The organism is Methanoregula sp. (assembly GCF_049686655.1).
GTDB lineage: Archaea > Halobacteriota > Methanomicrobia > Methanomicrobiales > Methanospirillaceae > Methanoregula.
The window spans coordinates 1-1,929 of record NZ_JBAVIG010000006.1 but is presented as its reverse complement, the minus strand read 5'-3'; the positions used below and the strand labels follow the sequence as shown (position 1 = coordinate 1,929).

The 1,929-nt window shown below is 54.2% G+C and carries 2 protein-coding genes; both read right to left on the bottom strand.

All coding sequences use genetic code 11. From position 1 onward, the window contains the following. Nucleotides 1-643 precede the first annotated feature (643 nt). Nucleotides 644-1,198, bottom strand: coding sequence for a GMP synthase subunit A (locus tag WBL42_RS00570; protein WP_424719318.1), 555 nt, complete (start codon nucleotides 1,196-1,198; stop codon nucleotides 644-646). 39 nt (nucleotides 1,199-1,237) lie between these two features. After that, on the bottom strand, nucleotides 1,238-1,929 hold a 692-nt coding region (locus WBL42_RS00565), incomplete at its 5' end, for a TIGR00303 family protein (RefSeq protein ID WP_424719317.1).

The following is a 1,929-nucleotide window of genomic DNA, read 5'->3' as shown; positions in this document are numbered from 1 at the left end:
GTAAGCACAGACATATAAGAACAATCCCAATCCGGACTTTTGATTCGGCTCGCATAAACTTCAATGCTGTTTTGGTCTTAAAAAACGTGACGCTTCTCAAAGTAATATCGGTGAGAAGAGGTGGGGGGTAGATTATAGCCGATAACTCCGGGGAGGGACACTACCATCAATGCGAAAATATGTTCTGGGCAGGCAAAGTCTCCTCATGTATTGAAAGAAAAAGATTCGGTACGGGATCGACCCGGGACATTATTCTTTTTTTACCGGTCCGGAACTCCAAAACAAAAACGCGCGATCTGGTCATGAAGTCACCCCGGATCTGGAAAAATTGAGTTGGATGTACATGCAACGGTTGGATGTACATTTGATAGTTGAATGTATATGTAAAATCGCGGTTTCGGGACGGAAATTTTTGGCCGGATCCGCTGGACCATTAAGAGGCCCCGGATGCAGTAGTGCAGCCGCTTCCAGTATCATAAAAACAAGATCTGTCACAATCGGTCCCGTACACGATGATCCGGTTCTCTTCTCCCCAAGGTACGGGAACAACGATCATTTTTATTGTTCCAATGCCCGGTGAGATCAAGAAATATGCCTTCACCCGGACTGTGGCAGATAAAGTTAATCCAAAATCCGGTTCACGTTATTCTCTGCAGATCGCATCGAAATTTTCGTAAACCCGTTTCCCGTCAACCGTGTGGCTGACTTCAGGATGCCACTGAAGCCCGTAAATCCGTTTCTCCGGGCACGCAACAGCCTCAATGCCGCAGATACCGGAGCTGGCTAAGAGGGTAAATCCGCCTGGCACCCTGCAGACCTCATCCGCATGCGATGCCCAGACCGGAATCTTCTCAGGATACCCCGCCAGAATATCGTCATGATCACGGATGGTGACCTCAACCGATCCGTATCCCCCGGATTTTCCCGGATGAACCCCGCCGCCAAACTTTCTCGCGATGATATGAAGCCCAAGACAGATTCCAAGGACCGGGAGCCCGATATCCAGGTACTCAGCACACACCCCGGCCCGCTCGATCGCCGGCCCGCCACCAAGAATGATGCCCCGGTACGCTGCAGCGACCTCCTCTTTAGGGGTCGTATTGGGGATCAGCATCACATCGATATCTAGATCTCTCAGGGCACGGTGTATCAGGTGGTTGAACTGCCCATAGTTGTTGACCACGCAGATGGGAAGCATTGTTACAGATCCTTATGATAAAAGGGCTATTAAGCCTGATCAGCTGTATGCCTGGACCGTCCTAAAGATCTTCTCTTTGATCTGGGACGGGGTAAAGCCCATGACCGAGGCCATGAACATGGCCCCCCCGGCGCCGGTTCCTTCTTTAACCTCCCCGGTACAGTAGCGGGCAAGGCCGTCGTGGCCGAGTTCGCCAAACCCGGGGTCGACATAATAGACAGGCATCCCGAGCATCGCCACAATCTCCTGCACGTTTGCCGTTCGGTCGTCGCGGACATACACGGTAGTGGCGACGGCAGGCAGGAGACCCTTCATCGCCCTGATCACACCGCATACCGCAAGCATCTGGGTTCCCCCGGCAAGCACCAGCGTCCCGGAATACGTACGGGCAATACCCGCCGCCACCGGGATCATCGGATCTCCGACACACCTGATTATTGCGAGGGGATCCTTGAGGGTATCAGGTGCGATACCAGCGAGAACATCCCGGCAGATCGCTTCTTTCTGAGAAAGAGGGTTTCGGACGAAACTGCTGCTGACCGTGGCAGGATATCCGAGGGCCCGGAGCACGCAGAGCGCGGTCGTCGTCCCGCCCGGCACGCACTCGCCAAGGATGAGCAGGTCCCCGGTCCCTGACAGGATCTTACCGATCTCCTGCCCATGGATGAAGAGTTGGTGCGCGAGAGGCACGGCATCCCCGGTCCGCGGATCGTTTCCCACGCTCCCAAGGG

Coding starts and splice junctions, on each gene's coding strand:
- WBL42_RS00570 (WP_424719318.1), bottom strand. CDS start 1,198: ATGCTTCCCATCTGCGTGGTCAACAACTATGGGCAGTTCAACCACCTG.